This is a genomic window from Synechococcus sp. R55.2, from assembly GCF_047462075.1.
GTDB lineage: Bacteria > Cyanobacteriota > Cyanobacteriia > Thermostichales > Thermostichaceae > Thermostichus.
The window spans coordinates 1-2,665 of the sequence record NZ_JANSIH010000406.1 but is presented as its reverse complement, the minus strand read 5'-3'; the positions used below and the strand labels follow the sequence as shown (position 1 = coordinate 2,665).

Genomic DNA, 2,665 nt, shown 5'->3' with positions numbered 1-2,665 from the left:
CTGCAACCCACAACAGTGCTTTCCTTCAGCAACAGCAGCTCTGGCCGCTTTGCAGGCTTTGCCCCCCGCCGAGAGCCCCCTTGCCGCCGAACTCCTGTCCCAGCCCAGCCCTGTCGCCGCCGAGCCCTTACAGGAGCCAACCACCCCACCGCGTTCTCCGGTATCGCTGCGGGCGCGTCCCCGGATCCCACCGGTTTGGGCAGGAGGCAGCTTGGCGGCTTTGCTGGCGTTGACGGTAGCAGGGGTATGGCAGATGAGGGCGAACCTTGGCCTGCGGGGGGAGCCCAAGGATTCTGTCCCCCTCACGAGAACGGGATCCTCTGGCCCGGCAAAGCGCAACGGCCTGGGACTCCGTCCTACTCGCGAGAACGGTTCTCATGCCTCCGTCCCCACCGCCGTCACGGTCGCGGAAGCGTCGCGTAGCGATAACGACCCGGCAGACTGGGCCAAGTCTTTGCAGCTCAAGGCTACGCTGGAAGGCCCTGTCGCCGTCACTGCTCTGGCCATCAGCCCGGATGGAAATCTCCTTGCTGCCGGGGGAGACGACGGCATGATCCGGCTTTGGGATCCCCACGCCGGTGAACTTCTCCAAACCTTAGCAGGCCACAAGGGATCCATCGAAGCGTTGGCCATCAGCCCGGATGGCACTTTTCTGGTCAGTGGGGGGGCCGACAAAACAGTGCGCGTCTGGGATTTTCCGGCTCTCCCGCCGGGGGATGGGGTGCCACGGTTGCAGTTGCAGGGACACACGGAGCTGATCAACAGCGTCGCCATCAGCCCAGAGGGTCGCTGGATCGCCAGTGGCAGCGCCGACCGCACCATCCGCCTTTGGCAGGCCGACAACGGCCAGTTGATCCGCACCCTGGCGCCTCCCACTGCTGCCGCCCAGGAGACCCCTCAGAGGGCTGGCATTACAGCAGTGGCCTTTGGCCCAAGACCTACCCGTATGAATACTTCCCACCAATCTGAAGGGATCCCCCCTTGGATCTTGGTGGCCGCCAATGGAGATCCCACCGTTCACCTTTGGGATCCTGGCAGCGGGGCCTTGCTGGAAACCCTAAAGGCCGACTACCCCATCGAGCAGGTGCTTCTGAGCCCAGATGGCCGCTATTTGCTCGCTGGCAGTACCGGTGGCATCTTGGTCTGGAACTTGGGCACGGGATCCTTGGAGCGCACCTTGCCCCAGACTTTGTCCGGCTTGGCCGCCCTTGCCCTCAGCCCTGATGGCCGCTTGCTCGCCAGCGGCACCGATTACCGCGCTCACCAGATCAAGCTCTGGGATCTGCGCAGCGGAGAACAGTTGCGCACCCTGGGCGGCCAGACTTGGATGGTGAGCGTCTTGCTGTTTGGCCCCGGTCGCGGAAGCGTCGCGCAGCGATATGGGCAGACCCTTCTCAGTGGTGGCGCCGATGGCTCGATTCGCATCTGGGGGCCGCCTGTTCAACCCTGATGGGATCCGAGCAGATAGAATACTCCACGGAGAAGGGATCCCGGCAGAGCATGGGCAAAGTGGTGGTTATCGGCGCGGGGCTGGCAGGGCTGACCTGTGCCAAGGTGCTGAGGGGCCAGAGGGATGTTCTCGTCTTGGAAAAAAGCGATGGCCCTGGGGGGCGGGTGCGTACCGACAAGGTGGATGGCTTTCGCCTGGATCGCGGCTTTCAGGTGCTGTTCACCGCCTATCCCAAAGTGCAGCAGCATTTGGATCTGGGTAAGCTCGATCCCCGTCCCTACCGGCCCGGCGCTATGTTGGCCCGGCCAGGGTGGTTTTGGCTGTTGGGGGATCCCCTGCGGGATCTGGCCGGTGGGATCCCATCCCTGCTCAATCCTTTGGCCAGCTTTGGGGACAAGCTCAAGGTGCTGCAATTGCGGGCAGAGCTGGCCCGGCGCACCCCTGAGCAAGTCTTTCAAGAAGGTCTGGGGGGATCCGATTGTTCTGTGCAGGCATTCCTGCAGCGGTATGGGTTTTCCGCCAAGATTTGCCAGCACTTTTTCTACCCCTTTTTCCGAGGGATCCTCCTGGATCCAGACCTGGCCAGCAGCGCCCGCCTCTTTGCCTTCTACTTCAAGATGATGGCTGAGGGCTCCATCGTCACCCCGGCCTTGGGTATGGGAGAGCTGGCCCGACAACTGGCCGGTCACCTGTCCCCCGAACAGATCCGCTACCAAACCCAGGTGGAGCGCATTCTGGCAGAAGATGGGAAAGTGCGCGGCATTCGCACCGCCAATGGCGAAGAGATCCCTGCCGAGTGGGTAGTCTGCGCCGCCGATGCCCCCCAAGCGCGGGCCTGGCAAGCGGAGCTGTGCCCTCAGGCCCCCACCCCCATTCCCACTCCAGGGCGAGCGGTGACCTGCCTCTACTTCTGCGCTCCCTTTTCCCTCACTCGTGGTGGCTATTTGCACCTCAACGCCACCGGCCAGGGCTGGATCAACCATTGGGTTCAGCTCACCCACATCAGCCCGGCACTGGCTCCCCCCGGCCAACACCTGTACTCTGTGGTGGTGCTGGGGGATCCCCCCTTAGGTGACGAGGAGCTGGCCCAAGCCTGCCGAGCCGAGCTGCAAGCTTACTTCCCGAAAGCTCCCCTAGAGCAATTTCGCCTGTTGCGGGTATACCGGATCCCTTTTGCCCAGTTTGTACAACCCCCCGGCTTTCAGCAGCATCTGG

General features: G+C 63.3%; 2 protein-coding genes. Both read left to right on the top strand.

Annotated elements, in window-relative coordinates; all coding sequences use genetic code 11:
• Positions 1 to 1,450 (top strand): WD40 repeat domain-containing protein (locus NW838_RS13195; RefSeq protein WP_414428187.1); only part of this gene is annotated, 1,450 nt, incomplete at its 5' end.
• A partial coding sequence (locus NW838_RS13190) for a protoporphyrinogen/coproporphyrinogen oxidase (RefSeq protein WP_414428186.1) occupies positions 1,450 to 2,665 on the top strand: 1,216 nt, incomplete at its 3' end. The genes NW838_RS13195 and NW838_RS13190, both read left to right, overlap by 1 nt.